14 protein-coding genes are annotated in these 15555 nt (G+C 60.8%); 6 read left to right on the plus strand and 8 right to left on the minus strand.

What is annotated here, in order from left to right:
* The first annotated feature begins 2 nt into the window (after positions 1-2).
* Positions 3-887: a methyltransferase domain-containing protein gene (locus AB4Z13_RS07760; RefSeq protein ID WP_439017283.1), complete on the plus strand. Its 885-nt coding sequence runs from the start codon at positions 3-5 to the stop codon at positions 885-887.
* Between the two features lie 13 nt (positions 888-900).
* On the opposite strand, the gene AB4Z13_RS07765 is transcribed toward AB4Z13_RS07760, so the two are convergent.
* From AB4Z13_RS07765 to AB4Z13_RS07790, 6 genes are all read right to left on the minus strand, one after another.
* A complete protein-coding gene (locus AB4Z13_RS07765) occupies positions 901-1068 on the minus strand; it encodes a Flp family type IVb pilin (RefSeq protein ID WP_007825504.1) in 168 nt (55 codons plus the stop codon).
* A gap of 69 nt (positions 1069-1137) precedes the next feature.
* On the minus strand, positions 1138-1476 hold the full coding sequence (locus AB4Z13_RS07770) for a hypothetical protein (RefSeq protein WP_007825505.1): 339 nt from the start codon (positions 1474-1476) through the stop codon (positions 1138-1140).
* Between the two features lie 126 nt (positions 1477-1602).
* A complete protein-coding gene (gene mutT, locus AB4Z13_RS07775) occupies positions 1603-2016 on the minus strand; it encodes an 8-oxo-dGTP diphosphatase MutT (RefSeq protein ID WP_439016700.1) in 414 nt (137 codons plus the stop codon).
* A complete protein-coding gene (locus AB4Z13_RS07780; RefSeq protein ID WP_439016701.1) occupies positions 2013-2819 on the minus strand; it encodes a GNAT family N-acetyltransferase in 807 nt (268 codons plus the stop codon). The genes mutT and AB4Z13_RS07780 overlap by 4 nt, the downstream gene beginning before the upstream one ends.
* Positions 2800-4041, minus strand: a complete 1242-nt coding sequence (gene argJ / locus AB4Z13_RS07785; protein ID WP_113319665.1) for a bifunctional glutamate N-acetyltransferase/amino-acid acetyltransferase ArgJ — start codon at positions 4039-4041, stop codon at positions 2800-2802. Before argJ ends, AB4Z13_RS07780 begins: the two co-directional genes overlap by 20 nt.
* A 231-nt stretch (positions 4042-4272) precedes the next feature.
* The gene (locus AB4Z13_RS07790) at positions 4273-5157 is read right to left on the minus strand and encodes a peptidylprolyl isomerase (protein ID WP_113319666.1); all 885 of its coding nucleotides are present in this window, start codon (positions 5155-5157) and stop codon (positions 4273-4275) included.
* Between the two features lie 248 nt (positions 5158-5405).
* Between AB4Z13_RS07790 and secA the strand changes: the two genes are divergently transcribed.
* The 3 genes from secA (at position 5406) to AB4Z13_RS07805 (ending at position 10974) form a co-directional block, all read left to right on the plus strand.
* Positions 5406-8123 carry a preprotein translocase subunit SecA gene (secA, locus tag AB4Z13_RS07795; RefSeq protein ID WP_113319667.1) on the plus strand — a complete coding sequence of 906 codons (2718 nt, stop codon included), beginning with the start codon at positions 5406-5408 and terminating at the stop codon, positions 8121-8123.
* A 157-nt stretch (positions 8124-8280) separates the two neighbouring features.
* On the plus strand, positions 8281-9696 hold the full coding sequence (locus tag AB4Z13_RS07800; RefSeq protein WP_442205953.1) for an oligosaccharide flippase family protein: 1416 nt from the start codon (positions 8281-8283) through the stop codon (positions 9694-9696).
* Entirely contained in the window at positions 9697-10974 is a 1278-nt protein-coding gene (locus AB4Z13_RS07805) for a GNAT family N-acetyltransferase (RefSeq protein ID WP_439016703.1), read from the plus strand.
* Here AB4Z13_RS07805 and AB4Z13_RS07810 read toward each other — a convergent pair.
* Complete coding sequence (locus tag AB4Z13_RS07810) at positions 10971-12608, minus strand: AMP-binding protein (RefSeq protein WP_439016704.1); 1638 nt, start codon at positions 12606-12608, stop codon at positions 10971-10973. The two genes, AB4Z13_RS07805 and AB4Z13_RS07810, sit on opposite strands and share 4 nt — an antisense overlap.
* A gap of 223 nt (positions 12609-12831) precedes the next feature.
* Between AB4Z13_RS07810 and AB4Z13_RS07815 the strand changes: the two genes are divergently transcribed.
* Positions 12832-13812, plus strand: a complete 981-nt coding sequence (locus AB4Z13_RS07815; RefSeq protein ID WP_439016705.1) for an aldo/keto reductase — start codon at positions 12832-12834, stop codon at positions 13810-13812.
* Between the two features lie 247 nt (positions 13813-14059).
* Positions 14060-14854, plus strand: a complete 795-nt coding sequence (locus AB4Z13_RS07820) for a class I SAM-dependent methyltransferase (protein ID WP_439016706.1) — start codon at positions 14060-14062, stop codon at positions 14852-14854.
* 59 nt (positions 14855-14913) lie between these two features.
* Here the strand turns inward: AB4Z13_RS07820 and AB4Z13_RS07825 are convergent, their stop codons facing one another.
* The gene (locus AB4Z13_RS07825; protein ID WP_439016707.1) at positions 14914-15486 is read right to left on the minus strand and encodes a TetR/AcrR family transcriptional regulator; all 573 of its coding nucleotides are present in this window, start codon (positions 15484-15486) and stop codon (positions 14914-14916) included.
* Positions 15487-15555: the final 69 nt, after the last annotated feature.

Consider the following 15555-nt stretch of genomic DNA (forward strand, 5'->3'; position numbering starts at 1 on the left):
CCATGGATATCATCTTCGACAAGGCGCAGATCGCCGCGAACCGTCGGCGCGCGCTCGCAAATAACGACCCGAAAGCGGGCTTCCTGCTCGATATCGCCGCCGAGGAACTGGCAGATCGCCTGGCCGTCGTGGAGCGCAGCTTCGAACACGCGGTGGAACTGCACGGCACCACGGGCGCGGCCGCCCGTGCGGCGATCGCGACCGGCAAGGTCGGCAGCCTCACCCGCGTGGAAAGCGACATGCACTATGTCGCGCCGGGCGAACCTTTTCTCGAAGCACCGCTCGAAGACGTGCCGCTCGCGCCCCAATCGGCCAATCTGGTAATTGCACCGCTCAACCTGCACCTGACCAACGACACACCCGGCGTCTTCATCCAGATCCGCCGCGCGTTGAAGCCGGACGGCCTGTTCCTGGCCGCCATTCCGGGCGCCGGTACGCTGCAGGAACTGCGCGAGGCGCTGCTCGCGACCGAGATCGAGATGACCGGCGGTGCAAGCCCGCGCGTCATCCCCTTCGCCGATGTCCGCGATGTGGGCGGTCTGCTGCAGCGCGCAGGCTTTGCGCTGCCCGTCATCGACGCGGAGAATTATACGGTACGCTATGATTCAATTTTTCCGCTGATGCGCGACCTGAGAGCGATGGGCATGGCCAATCCGCTCGTTGCGCGCAGCCGCAAGCCGCTGACGCGCGCCTTCTTCCTGCGCACCGCTGAAATCTATGCCGAGCGCTATTCGGACCCCGACGGCCGCATCCGCGCGACATTTTCAGTGATCTATGTGTCGGGATGGGCACCGCATGAAAGCCAGCAGCAGCCGCTGAAGCCAGGAACGGCCAAGGCGCGGCTTGCTGACGCACTGAAGGTGGAAGAGCAGAAGCTCAGGCAGTGAGCTAACGAATAGCTCAGTTGATCGTCAGGTTATTCTCGACGGTGTTGAACACGCCGCGCAGGCCATTGGTGAACACACCCAGGCCCCCAATGAGGGCAACCGCCATCAGCGCTGCAATCAATCCATATTCGATCGCCGTCGCACCGCTTCTGTCTGCCAGAAATTTCTTCAGCAAATTCATCAACCCAACCCTTCTGCGCGCAAGACTGCAATGAAACTCATGGCCCCCAGGGACGGGAGCTTCATTTCCTCAGCAGCCGGCGCCGACGCCGTAGCCCTGGACGACACAGACCGAACCAGGCGTATCCTGGAGCACGCTGCGGCGGATTGTATAGCGCTTGCCGTTCTCGCTCTTCGGGCCATTCTCGGTCTTCGGGATAGAGCCGGTGGTGATCGTGTCGAAATCCGCCGGCGCGCTGGCGAGCACGCTCTTCTTGGAAGAATCCGCCAGCATCGGCGTCAGGATAAGGGTCAGCGCCACTACGGCTGTACCGAAGAGAAGGGCAATATTGAGCGCCCCCGTCCTGCGTGAAGCAGACGAAGAAGCACGTTCCTTTTCGCGCACAGCTTTCCAGAAATCGTCGTCCATGACGTCAAGCCCTTAAATACACACACGCCAGTTGCTTGAGTGAGGCCGATCATTGCCAGAAGGTGCTAAATGATCGATTAATATCCACAGGCGAAATCGACGTTTCGCCTCAATAATCAGCAAAAGCTAAAGTAGATCCTGCAGTACCGGGATGAGCGGCTCGTCGGCCGGCGGCATCGGATAATCGCGCAGCGCCTGCGGGCGCACCCATTTGATTGCCTGGCCCTCACGGCCATGCGGAACGCCTTCGTAACGGCGGCAGACATAAAGCGGCATCAGCAGGTGGAACGTATCATAGCTGTGACTGGCGAAGGTCAGCGGCGCAAGACACGCCACCTTCGTCGAAATGCCGAGCTCTTCGTTCAGTTCACGCACCAGCGTTTCCTCCGGCGTCTCGCCGGGTTCGACCTTACCGCCGGGGAATTCCCACAGGCCGGCAAGAGACTTGCCTTCCGGCCTCTGTGCCAGAAGGATACGCCCGTCCGCATCGATCAGCGCACAGGCTGCGACCAGGAGCAGCTTCCTTCCGGCGTCGCTCATTCGCAGCGCTCCTGCCAATAGCAATAGTGATAGGCATCACGGAAGCCGAGACGCTCATAGAGAGCAATCGCCGGTGCGTTGGAGAGCTTCACCTGCAGCCAGGCGGTACGGGCGCTGCGCATCCGCGCCCAGCGCAGTGCCGAAGTCAGGATCTCGATGCCGAGCCCCTTGCGGCGATGGCTGTCAGCGACCGAAAGCGACATGATGCCCGCAAGATCGTTGTCCTGCACGCAAAGGACCGTTGCCAGCGAGCCCTGGACGGTATCCTCGATCATGAAAAGGCCGGATGGCGGCTTGATTGCCGAGATGATCTCGGCAAGCGCCGGTTTCAGAGAAAGCTGCGCCTGATCGACGGCGAGATTGGCATCAACGAACCGGCCAACATCGTGGGTCGGAAGATGATCGAGCGTATCGGGCAGATCGGCCTGCGAGAGATCGCAGACCATGACGGCCGTTTCATCGAAACGCTTCCATCCCTGCTCCCTAATCAGGTCGATCAGAACAGGCGAGGCAAGTGGAGTCTCACGCACGACGGCAGGACGGCCATAGGCCTCGAATTTGCGGCTTGCCTTCTCCAGCCTGATCTCGACATCGCGATGGTCGGAGGGATCGAGCGGCACAATGGAGTTCAGGCGGTTGGAGGGATGGCCCGCCGTCAGGCGAACCTGCCAGCTTCCGTCATATTGTACGGAAGCGGCCGGCCAGGCGCGAAAGCCCACGGCTTCCAGCCGCCGGACTAGCGGCAGGTTCTGCTTCGGAAGGGATGCCTGCATCAACGAACGATCAGCTCCGGTAGTCGCCATTGATCGCAACATATTCCTTGGTGAGGTCGCAGGTCCAGACCGTAGCCTTGCCGGAGCCGAGGCCAATATCAACTTTGACAGGAATATCCTGCTTCTTCATCACGGCGGAGGCCGCATCCTCGGAATAGGAGGGGTCGCGCTCACCGTTGACGGCAACGCGCACATCGCCGAACCAGATGGCGAGCCGGTCGCGATCGGCCATTTCACCGGCCTTGCCGACGGCCATGACAATACGGCCCCAGTTGGCGTCCTCGCCTGCAGCCGCCGTCTTGACCAGCGGCGAATTGGCGATGGAAAGGGCGATCGTCTTGGCAGCAGCATCGCTCTCGGCGCCGGTCACGGTGATTTCAAGCATCTTCGTGGCGCCCTCGCCGTCGCGGGCGACCTGGATCGCCAGATCCTTGAGGAGCTCGTTGAGGGCTGCGCGGAATGCACCGAGCTGCGGATCGCCCGCGCTCGTGATGCGGGCCTGTCCGTCGGCTGCTGCGGCACCTGTCGCAAACAGCATCAGCGTGTCCGAGGTCGAGGTGTCACTGTCGACGGTCATGGAGTTGAAGCTCGGCTCGACACCGGCAGACAGCAAAGACTGCAGGGCGGAAGACGCGATATCGGCATCCGTGACGACGAAGGAAAGCATGGTCGCCATATCGGGCGCGATCATGCCGGCTCCCTTGGCGATGCCGTTGATCGTCACCTTCACACCGCCGATTTCGGCAGTGCGGGTCGCAACCTTCGGATAGGTGTCAGTGGTCATGATGGCCTTGGCGGCCTCGAACCAGAAATCGCCTGTCGCATCGGCGTGCATCTTGTCGAGCACACCGGCAAATTTGGTGGCGTCGAGCGGTTCACCGATGACGCCGGTCGACGCAAGAAAGATTTCATTTTCGCCGCAGCCGACGGCAGCGGCGGCCGACTTTGCGGTGAGCTCAGTCGCAGCGCGGCCCTTCAGGCCGGTGAAGGCATTGGCATTGCCGGAATTGACGACGACGGCGCGTGCCGTGCCATGCGGCAAGTTGGTCCGGCAGAAATCGACGGGCGCGGAGGGGCACTTCGATTTGGTGAAGACGCCTGCAACGGCAGCCGGCGCATCAAAGACCATCATCAGCACGTCCGTCCGGTTCTTGTACTTGATGCCGGCAGAAGCGGTCGCCATGCGCACGCCGCGAAGCGCGGGCAGCGAGGCAAAGGTTTTCGGGGCAAGCGGAGAAACGGTAGCGGACATGAGATGCGACCTGCCAATGAGCATTTCCAGGCGAAATGGAAACCGGTCCGCCGTCCGGAAATGCGACAACAAACGATGTTCGAGCATGATGCCGAAAAGTGTGAGCGGTTTTCGGACGACGTCATGCTCTATTTTTTGATTTAGATCCGGATTCAGATTTTAGGCCGATCAGGCCCAAAATCATCCGGATCTAATGAAGGGCCCGGAAGAACCGGGCCCAGATGCTGATGATTACTGCTGCGGCGCGGGGGCCGGTGCCGGAGCAGCGCCCGGCTCAGGCTGCTTGTTCGCGTCTTCGTAACCCTTGCGGAGCGTTTCGTCCATGATCTCGACCTTGGAGGAAGCCTTGGCCTGGTTGAGGAGCGCAAGATACTTGTCGCGCATGACGAGCTGACGAACCTGGTCCTGCACCTGCTCGAATGCCGGCGGCGGAGCGTCGCGCTTATCCTCGACCTTGATGACGTGATAGCCGAAGTCGGTCTTCACAGGGGTCTTGGAATAGGTGCCCTTCTCAAGCGCGAAAGCGGCATCCTCGAATTCCTTGACCATGCGGCCACGGCTGAAATAGCCGAGGTCGCCGCCGTCATCCTTGTTCGGATCGGTGGACTTTTCCTTGGCGAGCTCGGCAAAGTCCTTGCCGGCGTCGAGCTGCTTGATAACGTCCTTGGCTTCGTCTTCGGTCTTGACGAGGATATGGCGGGCGTGAACTTCTTCCTGCTTCGGCAGGGCGGCGACTTCCTTGTCGTAGCGTGCCTTCACGTCGGCATCGGTTACGGTGTCAACGACATGCTTCTTGAAATAGGCGTTGTGAAGTTCACGGTCGGTCAGATACTGCATGCGCTTCTTGAAGTCGTCCGTCTGGTCGAGCTTCTCGGCGGTGGCATCGGCAGCAAGCAGCTTCACATCGATGGCGGCAGAGAGGGCGGCTACCTTCTTCTGGTCGTCAGGGAGCTGCGCAAGCTGCGGGTCGAGATTGGCCACAGCCAGATCGAGTTCCGACTGGTGGATTTCCAGATTGCCGACCTTGGCGACGACGGCATCATCGGCATAGGCCGGAGCCTGGAAGGCGACGAAGGCCGTAAACGCCAGCGCAGCAAGTTTGTTGGTGCTCAACATCAAATAACCCTTCACAATTATACCCGCCGGCTTCAGCTTTCGTGAATCCAGCCCGAAAACAGCCTTCAACACCGGAATGTGGCCTTTCTATATCAGCCAAATCCGTTGACATCATTTGCCCCCCCTCTTATCTGTCACGCAACCTCGCGTCCAGAACAGTTTCCGGGCGTTTTCAAGCGTGCGCCTGTTTTTCGGCTGGGTAGCGAATAAGAAACGTCGGGGAAGAATATTCAGAAAGGGCCAGTCATATGGTCAGCTTTGGCGGTATTGCCCGCAAGTTATTTGGCTCAGCCAACGATCGCCGCGTGCGATCCTTCCAGCCGAACGTCGCCGCAATCAACTCTATTGAGGAGAAGACCAAGGCGCTGACGGACGAGCAGCTTGCCGCAAAGACGGTGGAGTTCCGCGCGCTCCTTGCAGAAGGCAAGACGCTGGACGATATCCTGATCCCGGCCTTTGCGGTCGTGCGCGAAGCCTCCCGCCGCGTCCTCGGCATGCGACCTTTTGACGTACAGCTCGTCGGCGGCATGATCCTGCATTCCAACGCCATCGCCGAAATGAAGACCGGCGAAGGCAAGACGCTCGTCGCTACCCTGCCGGTCTATCTGAACGCGCTTGCCGGCAAGGGCGTGCATGTCGTCACCGTCAACGACTACCTCGCTCAGCGTGACGCGGCGAACATGGGCCGCCTCTACGGCTTCCTCGGCCTGACCACGGGCGTCATCGTCCACGGCCTTTCCGACGAGGAGCGCCGCGACGCCTATGCCTGCGACATCACGTACGCGACTAACAACGAACTCGGCTTCGATTATCTGCGCGATAATATGAAATACGAGACGAACCAGATGGTGCAGCGCGGCCATAACTTCGCGATCGTCGACGAAGTGGACTCGATCCTGGTCGATGAAGCGCGCACGCCGCTCATCATCTCCGGCCCGCTCGACGACCGCTCCGACCTCTACAACACCATCGACACCTACATTCCGCTGCTGACGCCGGAAGACTATGAGATCGATGAAAAGCAACGTTCGGCAAACTTCTCCGAAGTCGGCACCGAGAAGCTGGAAAACCTGCTGAAGCAGGCCGGCCTCCTGAAGGGCGCCTCGCTCTACGACATCGAGAATGTGGCGATCGTTCATCACATCAACAATGCGCTGAAGGCCCACAAGCTGTTCCAGCGCGACAAGGACTACATCGTCCGCAACGGCGAAATCGTCATCATCGACGAATTCACCGGCCGAATGATGCCGGGCCGCCGCTATTCGGAAGGCCAGCATCAGGCGCTGGAAGCCAAGGAAAAGGTGCAGATCCAGCCGGAAAATCAGACGCTGGCCTCGATCACCTTCCAGAACTACTTCCGCATGTACAACAAGCTTGCCGGCATGACCGGCACGGCCCAGACGGAAGCGGAAGAATTCGGCAACATCTACAATCTCGACGTTCTCGAGGTGCCGACCAACCTGCCAATCCTGCGTATCGACGAAGACGACGAGGTCTACCGGACCGTCGAGGAGAAGTACAAGGCGATCATCACCGAGATCCTGGACGCCCACAAGCGCGGCCAGCCGGTGCTCGTCGGTACAACCTCGATCGAGAAGTCGGAGTCTCTGGCAGAGCTGATGCGCAAGCAGGGCTTCTCCAACTTCCAGGTTCTAAACGCCCGCTATCACGAGCAGGAAGCCTATATCGTTTCCCAGGCTGGTGTGCCGGGCGCCGTGACGATCGCCACCAACATGGCCGGCCGCGGTACCGACATCCAGCTCGGCGGCAACCTTGACATGCGCATCGACCATGAGCTTGCCGAAGTCGAGCCAGGCCCGGAGCGCGACGCAAAGGTCGCGGCGATCCGCGAAGAAATCAGGGCGCTCAAGGAAAAGGCGCTTGCGGCAGGCGGTCTCTACGTCGTCGCCACCGAGCGCCATGAAAGCCGCCGCATCGACAACCAGCTGCGTGGCCGTTCCGGCCGTCAGGGTGACCCCGGCCGCTCCAAGTTCTACCTGTCGCTTCAGGACGACCTGATGCGCATCTTCGGCTCCGACCGCATGGACAGCATGCTGCAGAAGCTGGGTCTCAAGGAGGGCGAGGCGATCGTCCATCCCTGGATCAACAAGGCTCTGGAACGCGCGCAGAAGAAGGTCGAAGCTCGCAACTTCGACATCCGCAAGAACCTTCTGAAGTACGACGACGTTCTGAACGACCAGCGCAAAGTCATCTTCGAACAACGCGTCGAGATGATGGAAGCGCCGAACATTTCCGAGACCGTATCGGACATGCGTCGCGAAGTGGTCGACGATCTGGTCACGACCCACATTCCGGAACGCGCTTACGCCGAGCAGTGGGATGCCGTCGGCCTGAAGACGCAGGCCGCCAACATCCTCAACCTCGACCTTCCGATCGAGGACTGGGTGAAGGAAGAAGGCATTGGCGAAGACGATATCCGCGAACGCCTGACGGAAGCCACCAACGCCGCCTTCAACGAGAAGGTCGAGCGCTTCGGTCCCGATATCATGCACTATGTTGAGCGCCAGGTTGTCATGCAGACGCTCGATCATCTGTGGCGCGAGCACATCGTCAACCTCGACCATCTGCGTTCCGTCATCGGCTTCCGCGGTTACGCCCAGCGCGATCCGCTGCAGGAATACAAGTCGGAAGCCTTCGAGCTCTTCCAGGCGCTGCTCAACAACCTGCGTCAGGCCGTCACGGCACAGCTGATGCGCGTCGAGCTGGTGCAGCAGGCTCCGCCGCAGCCGGAACCGCCTGTCATGCAGGCCCATCACCTCGATCCGACGACCGGCGAGGATGAGTTTACAAATACGACCTATCAGGCGCTTGAAGTCACCGTCCCGCCGGAAAACCGCAACCCCAACGATCCATCGACCTGGGGTAAGGTCGGCCGTAACGAGGCCTGCCCCTGCGGCTCGGGCAAAAAATACAAGCACTGCCATGGTGCTTTCGAACAGGTCTGAGAATGGCGCCTTCGGGCGCCATTTTTCTTGGTATTTCCGCCCAATTATGGATCACAGTGGCAGGCAATGCCGCCTCGTTGGGCATACCGTTTCTTAACTCTGATCTGGCAAGACTTGCCGGTGCGAATGCCCTGCCCTTAGAGTTTTGCGTGTTAAAATGGCGGTCATAGAAACAGCGGAAAAAATGCTGCCCGCGGGGCTGCGGCCGATCGCCGGCCGCGTGCTGCGTATGCTCGCCGCCGTGCTGACCGAACGGGGCGACAAGGCAGCCGCACAGCGCATGGCGTTGATCGCCTTCTCGATCCGCATCCTGAGCGCGGCCCTCGCCTTCCTGTCGCAAATCGTGCTCGCCCGGCTGATGGGCGAATATGAATACGGCATCTTCGTCTTCGTGTGGGTGCTGGTCGTCCTCTGCGGTGATCTTTCCTGCCTCGGTTTCCACACCGCGATCGTCCGCTTCCTGCCGCAATATCGCGCCGCCGGCGCCTTCGCCGAAATCCGTGGCCTCACCGGCACCGCGCGCGTTTTCGCGCTGCTCTCGGGTACGACCGTTCTCATCGCCGGCATGTTCGGTCTGCATTTCTTCGGCGACAGAATCGAGAGCTATTATCTGGTGCCGATCTTCCTCGGCCTTATGGCCATGCCGATGATCGCGCTCGGCGATATCCTTGAAGGCACGTCACGGGCCAATCATTGGCCCGTCATGGCGCTCAGCCCGGTCTATATTGTCAGGCCGATCCTCATCATCCTTTTCATGCTGACTGCGATCTTCTTCGGCGCACCGCACACGGCAGTCACCGCCATGCAGGCGGCACTCGCGGCAACCTTCGTCACCGCACTCGGCCAATATGCCGCCACCCTCTATCGGATGCGCAAGCATTACGATGCCGGCCCCCGCAAGGTGGATTTCGTGGAATGGCTGGGTGTTGCCTTCCCGATCTTCCTGATCGAGGGCGTGAGCTTCCTGCTGACCAATTCCGATGTCGTGATCGTCGGCATCTTCCTGGAGCCGCATGACGTCGCGATCTATTTTGCAGCGGCCAAGACCATGGCTCTGGTGCATTTCATCAATTTCTCGGTGAAAGCTGCCTCCGGCCCGCGCTTCTCCTCGATTATCGCCGAAGGCAACCGGGCCGATCTCGCGGTTGCGGCTATCGATGCTGCCCGCTGGACCTTCTGGCCTGCTCTCGCCGTCGGTCTCGCGGTCCTGGCGGCCGGGCATCTGCTGCTGTCGCTTTTCGGCGGCGCATTCACGGCCGGTTATATGCTGATGGCGATCCTGCTGGCCGGTATCCTCACCAAGGCTCTGGTCGGTCCCGCCGAGACGCTCCTGATGATGGCAGGCAAGCAGAACCTCTGCGTCGCCCTTTATGCTGGAGCGCTCGCCGCCAATGTCGGCCTTAATATCCTGCTGATCCCGCACTACGGCATCGTCGGCACGGCGATCGCCACGGCCTCCGCAATGGCCGTGGAAGCGATCCTGCTGCATGTCTTCGTGCGCCGCGCACTCGGCTTTACGCTTTTCGCCTTCGCAACCCCTTCCGCCGCAACGCCAGAAATGAGAGCCCGATAGATGGTGCGTGTACCACCCATCACCGAGAGCACCGACAGCAACGCGAACCGCATGGTTCACGATCTTGCCGCTCTCAAGTTCGAAGCCCCGCAGGCTGAAGCACGGATCGAAATCGGCCGGCTGGGGCGCGAGCTCTGCCTTTACCCCGGTAAGCTGGGTTACGATCTGCAGGAAGAATTGGACTTCCTCTCCAACCGTGCGATGGAGCCGAACGTCTTCTTCAGCGGCCGTTTCCTGGCGCCTGCCATGCCGCGGCTGGAAGACCGGCAGGTCAATTTCGCGATCATCCGCGACGAGAACGAACATCGCAGCCGCATGCGCCTGCTCATGCCCTTCTCTGTCGACAAACCCGGTTTCGCCGTCGGCCCGTCGATCATCCGCGGCTGGGCAAACAGCTTCGGTCCGCTCGGTACCCCCTTGGTCGACGCCGAGGATGCGGCGGAGACGCTGGACAACCTCTTCGAAGGCCTGATCACGCCGGACCTCGGCCTGCCGGGCACACTGGTGCTGCCGGACGTCCGGCTGAACGGCATCTTCGTGCGCATGGCAAAGGCCGTTGCGCTCAGCCGCAATCTGCCGCTGACCGTCGCCAATCCCTATGAGCGGCCGATGCTGCAGAGTGATGACGATGCCATGGTTTATCTCGGCCGCACCGTATCTTCCTCTCACCAGCGCGAGATGCGCCGCCAGTGGCGGCTGCTCGAAGAGCTCGGCAATGTCGTCCACACCGTCGCCCGCCAGCCGCGCGAAATCCACATGCGTTTCGAGGAATTCCTGGCGCTGGAAGCCGGCGGCTGGAAGGGCAAGCGCCGCAGCGCGCTGGTGACCGACCGCTATCACACCGCCTTCGCCCGCGAGGCCGTCTCCAATCTGGCGGAAGTCGATGCCGTGCGCATCCACACGATCGACATTAACGGCAAGGCGATCGCCGCCGTGGTCGTGCTTATGATGGGCGGCGAGGCCTATACCTGGAAGACCGCCTATGACGAAAACTACTCCCGCTATTCGCCGGGCAAGCTGTTGATGAGCGAATTGACCGAATGGCATCTTGACGATGCCAATGTCGTGCGCTCGGATTCCTGCGCCGTCTCCGATCATCCGATCATGAGCCGCTTCTGGCAGGAACGCGAGGAGATGGGCACGTTGGTGATCGGCCTCACCCAGAACGGCGACCGCGACATGCGACAGGTCGCGGCCCAGCTTCACATGTACCGCAGTACCCGCAACATGGCGAAGATGCTCCGCGAGAAGATCATGTCGCTTGCCGGCCGGGGTTAGTTTTCAGCTTCCGCCGCAGCCTTTTCCCGTAACAGCCGGCGGATGACTTTGCCTGTGGTTGTCAGCGGCAGCGCATCGACGAATTCGACCTCGCGCGGATATTCGTGCATCGAAAGCCGGGTTTTCACCCAGTCCCGGATTTCCGCTGCCAGCTCCGCACTCGGGCTGTAGCCTGGCGCAAGCACGATATAGGCCTTGACGATCTCCGTACGCAGCGCATCTGGCTTGCCGACGGCAGCGGCAAGCTGCACGGCCGGATGGCCGACGAGACAGTCCTCGATCTCCGCCGGCCCTATGCGGTACCCGGACGAGGTGATGACGTCGTCGTCACGGCCGGCAAAGGTGACGTAGCCCTCCGCATCCTGCCGGCCGATATCGCCGGTCAGCATCCATCCCTTGGCGTACTTCCTGCTGGTCGCATCGGGGTCGTTCCAGTAGCCGAGGAACATCACCGGATCGGGACTGGCAATGGCGATCTGCCCCTGCTCGCCGACCGGCACTTCGTCGCCCTCGTCGCTGACAACAGCAACCCTGTGGCCGGGCGAAGCGCGCCCGATCGCACCAGCCTTCGTCACCCCGAAGGCAGCGCTCGAAGACAGCACGAAATTGCACTCCGTCTGCCCGTAAAATTCATTGACGGTAATGCCGAGCGTACGGCGCACCCACTCATAGGTTTCGCGCCCCAGGGATTCACCTGCCGAACCGATGGTGCGCAGCACGAGATCGTATTTCGAACGCGGCTCCTCGACGGATTTCAGGAGCCGGAGTGCCGTCGGCGGAATGAAGGCATTACGCACCTTCATTTCGGCCATGATGCGATAGGCCATGTCCGCATCGAATTTCTGTGCCGGCGAGGAAACAACAGGCACGCCGAGCAGCAGGCTCGGCAGCAGCGCATTGAGCAGCCCGCCGGCCCATGCCCAGTCAGACGGCGTCCAGACCTTGTCTCCGGCCCGCGGGAAACCCTCATGGGCAAACTGCATGCCGGGAATATGGCCGGCGAGAACACGGTGGCCATGCAGCGCGCCCTTCGGCGGCCCCGTGGTGCCCGACGTGAAGATCATCAGCGCTGGCTCGTCGGGGCCGGACTGCACAATTTCGAATGTGGAAGAATGGGCGGAAACCAGATCGGCAAAGCCGAGCGTGCTCGCGGAGGCCCCATCGACGCTGATGACATGTTTGACGTCAGGCAGTCGGTCGCGGATCTGGTTGATGCGTCCAAGCCCGAAACCATTGGTGACGACGGCTGTCGCACCTGCGGCCTTCAGCCGGTACTCCAGCGCCTCGACACCGAAAAGCAACGCGAGCGGCAGCGCGATTGCGCCCATCTTGTAAATAGCCACATGCGAAATGACCGTCTCGAAGGATTGCGGCAGGAGCAGCGCTACACGCTCTCCCCGGCCGATACCAAGTGCTGAAAGCGCATTGGCGAAGGATGAGGAGCGGGCGGCAAGCTCGCCATAGGTCAATGACAGATGGTGACTGTCGGGACTGAAATGTTCGAGGCAGACGCGATCAGGATCACGCGCGGCCCAATCGTCGCACACGGCGCGGCCGATATTGAAACCCTCTGATATCTGCCAGGAGAAATCGCGGTAGAGCGTGTCATATCGATCGCCGGGCGGCAGTTTCATGGGCATGATCCGGTAAAATGCTGCACCAGCTAACACCTCACCGACCGAATGCGCAAGCGGTGTAATCCGCAAGGATAAGACGACATTCGGCCCGCTCATCAGGTATTATTGCGCTAACTGCAAAACACATTCTCCGTCAGGCTCGCTGAGACTTCGGCGATTTCTGCGCTACATCATGTGCATGCGCCTGGGGAGTCGCTGAAAATCATCGCGGAGCACTTTCATGGAATATGTAAAACTCGGGAAGACCGGTCTCGAAATCTCGAAGATCTGCCTCGGCTGCATGACCTATGGCGATCCCAACCGCGGAAATCACGCTTGGAGCCTGCCGGAAGAGGAAAGCCGCGCGCTCCTCAAACAGGCGATCGATCTCGGCATCAATTTCCTCGACACGGCCAACACCTATTCTAATGGTTCCTCCGAGGAGATCGTCGGCCGCGCCATCAAGGATTTCGCCAAGCGCGAGGATATCGTACTCGCGACCAAGGTCTTCAACCGCATGCGGCCCGGGCCGAATGGCGCCGGCCTGTCGCGCAAGGCGATCTTCGACGAAATAGACAACAGCCTGCGCCGCCTCGGCACTGATTACGTCGACCTCTACCAGATCCACCGCTGGGACTATACGACACCGATCGAGGAAACGCTGGAAGCCCTTCATGACATCGTGAAATCAGGCAAGGCGCGTTATATCGGCGCTTCTTCCATGTATTCCTGGCAGTTCGCCAAGGCGCTCTACACCTCGCGCCTCAATGGCTGGACGGAATTCGTCAGCATGCAGGACCACGTAAACCTGCTCTACCGCGAGGAAGAACGTGAAATGCTGCCTTTCTGCGAGGACCAGAAGATCGCCGTCATTCCCTGGAGCCCGCTTGCCCGCGGTCGCCTGACCCGTGACTGGGATGAGAAGACCAACCGCAGCGAAACCGATGAATTCGGCAAGACGCTCTATAAGCAGGCCGAAGAGGCCGATCGCAAGATCGTCGAAAAGGTTGCCGAAATCGCCAGGGCCCATGGCGTTTCCCGCGCGCAGGTCGCCACCGCGTGGATCCTACAGAAGAGCGCAGTCACCGCCCCGATCATCGGCGCTTCCAAGGCGCAACACCTGACGGACGCCGTCGGCGCGCTGACTGTGAAACTCAGCGCCGATGATATCGCCGCACTCGAAGCACCCTACATCCCGCATAACGTCGCCGGCTTCAAATAAGCCGCCGCGTGATAGCCTCTCTCCGCCGATGTGGAGGAGGCTCATTCCTTTCCCGATATCCGGACTTCCAGGCGATTGCCCGCTGTGTGAGTTCGGCCGCGACCTATTGAAGCAGATCATGCCGCTCTGGCGTTGGGTGGCCGAAAACGTCGCCTCGTTCGAGGCCACGCGTGTGCGATCCAAGAAACCATCACGAGCCGGTCACAGTTGAGCCTTAGCGGTTTGCGGCAAACAGAGGACCGTCCGCATGACTATCGTTCCTTTCGAAGCCCCCCGCTTTCGTACCACTGCCGTCTACTACAACCGCTTCCGTGTCCCCTATCCGGACAGGCTGATCGAACGCGTCGCCGAACGCACCGGCCTGAAACCCGGCGATCGTGTGCTCGATCTCGGCTGCGGACCAGGACCGCTCGGCGTCGCCTTCGCACGCCTCGCTGGCGCTGATGTGATCGGGGTCGATCCCGAGCCGGAAATGCTGGATGCCGCGCGCGAAAATGCGGCCGAAGCCGCCGTGAACATGAGGCTCATCCAGGGCTCCTCTTACGATCTCAACCCGGATCTGGCCCCGCTGAAACTTGCTGTCCTGGGCCGCTCCTTCCATTGGATGGACCGCCCGGCGACGCTGGTAGCGCTCGACGAGCTCATCGCGCCGGGCGGAGCTGTCGTTCTCTTCTCCGACAGGCATATCGCAGCGACACCGGATTGGCGTGATGTGCTGCATCAGCTGTCGGAGACCTATTCGCCGGAAAAAAGCGCCGAGCGTAAACTACGCCGCACGCCGGAATTCGGACCGCATGAGGCGGTCCTGCTGCGCTCCCCCTTCCGCAGCCTTGAACGTATCGGCATCGTCAACGAACGGGTAATCGGGACGGAGGATATCATCGGCCGCGCCTTTTCCATGTCCGTCACCTCTCCACAGGCGCTAGGCGACAAGACAGAGGAATTCGAGGCAGCTTTCCGCAGCGAGCTCGCCGCTTTGGCGCCGGACGGCACCTTCACCGAAATCGTCGAGGGCCATGCGATGATCGCCTTCCGAAACTAAGCAATTCCAGTAAAAGCGCGGAGCGGTTTTGCGTCCGGAATTGCGTGAATGCTTTGGGATTACTGCGCCGGGTCGAGCTTGCGGCGCATCGTGACCAGAAACTGCTCGGCGAGCGCCCGATCCTCGACCGCGCGGGCAAGAATGACGGCGCCCATCATCGATGAAAGCGTCGATGTCGCATTGGCGCGGCGCTCTTCCTCGGTCGCACCCGGCACCACCTCCTTCAGCACATCGACCAGCGCGGACAACCCCTCACTGAAGGTCGCACGAACCGCACCTTCGCTGCGGCTGACTTCCTGGATCAACGAGGCGAACACGCAGCTTCCGCCGGGATCATCAACCGTGCGCCAATGGATGTAGTGATCGAGCAGCGCCTGAAGCGGCTTGTCTGGTTCAGCGGCGATCAGCTCAAGCCAACGTTCTTCCACACGCTCGATCAGCTTGCGGCTGACCTCCAGAGCAAGGTCGTCCTTCGATTCGAAATGGCCGTAAAAACCGCCATGCGTAAGGCCTGCAGCCTTCATGATGTCGGCGACGCCGACGCCATCGAACCCATTCTCGCGGAAGAGCACGCTGGCCGCCGTCAGGATCTTCTCGCGGTTTTCTGCAAATTTCTCGCGGCTGACCCGCATTTTTCGTCTCCGGAAATGGTCGCTTGACAATTTATATGATGTCCATCATCAATACGCAACAAATATGAT

The organism is Rhizobium sp. YAF28 (genome assembly GCF_052113285.1).
Classification (GTDB): domain Bacteria; phylum Pseudomonadota; class Alphaproteobacteria; order Rhizobiales; family Rhizobiaceae; genus Rhizobium.